This window comes from Streptomyces sparsus (assembly GCF_054776295.1).
The window spans coordinates 1-1148 of sequence record NZ_BAAHCA010001253.1 but is presented as its reverse complement, the minus strand read 5'-3'; the positions used below and the strand labels follow the sequence as shown (position 1 = coordinate 1148).

Annotated in this window: 1 protein-coding gene; it reads right to left on the bottom strand. The window is 74.1% G+C overall.

Annotated features, from left to right (window positions below; genetic code table 11):
• Window positions 1–136: 136 nt before the first annotated feature.
• A partial coding sequence (locus ACYVE9_RS27730) for a PP2C family protein-serine/threonine phosphatase (RefSeq protein ID WP_461030641.1) occupies window positions 137–1148 on the bottom strand: 1012 nt, incomplete at its 5' end.

The window sequence follows — 1148 nt, the reverse complement described above, 5'->3', positions numbered from 1 at the left end:
CCCCACCGCGCCGTCCCGGCCCCGTACGCTCCGCCGGTTCCACCCGCCGCGCCGCCTCCCGCCCGGCCGCGGAACCCGCCCGGCGCGCTCGGTGAAATCCTGCCACGGCAGGCCGTCGAGACACCGGAGCCGCTGATCAGCTCGCGGTGGTCGTGCCGCCGTCCGTCCCGCGTCTGCGCACGGCCAGGGCGAGCGTGTCGTCCGCGTGCAGTATCAGCGAGTGCATGTCGCGGGCCACGGCACCGGGAACGTGCGCGATCGGCAGCCTGCGGTGGCGGCGCGCACTCTCGACGAGACGTGCCTCGCCCTCCACCGGGTCACGGCGGCTCTCGGTGAGGCCGTCGGTGTAGAGCAGCAGCAGGTCGCCCGGCTCCAGGCGGGTCCGCAGCAGCTTCTCGCTGCCCGGCAGCGGAAACCCGATGCCGCGGCCGCGTACCTCGAGGTACTCGGATGTGCCGTCCGCACCCGAAAGAAGCGCCGGCGGGTGGCTGCCGTTGGCCAGTTGGACCTCGCCGCCGACCGGATCGACGCGCGCCAGCAGCACCGTCGCCATCAGCTCGTTGTCGAACGGCATCAGGATCTCGTTGGTGCGCGCGATGATCGACTGGAGCGGGTGCCCTTCCAGCGCCAGCGTCCGCACCGCGTGGGTGACGTTGAGCGCGCTGCGGGTGCTGCGCACGCCGTGTCCGAGCGCGTCGACGACGGTGATGTGGACGGTGCCGTCGGGCAGCGTGAACCAGTCGTAGAGGTCACCGCCGGTGGGGGCGTCGGTACCGGCCGGCGCGTAGTGGACGGCCAGCTCCAGGCCGTCGCTCTCCACCGGCGGCGGACGCAGCGCGTCCTCCAGCTCCCGCAGCGTCTGGCCGTGCGCGATGCGCAGTCGCTCGTCCCGCTCCTCCAACTGCACGTAGAGCGCGAGGACTCCGCTGTTGGTCTCGGCCAGTTCGTGCTTGAGCCGGTGGTGTTCGGCGGCGAGCGAGTCGGCGCGGGCGAGGGCGGCGCGCAGCTCCTCCTCCAGCACGTCCACCTCGGAGGGGCCGTCGGGGCCGTTCCCGTGGTGCCGGGGGGCGGGCGGGATCACCGGTCGGTGCCCCGGCACGGGGACCGGCAGGCGCCACATCGCGCTGCCCGCCGCTGCCGACTGGGCG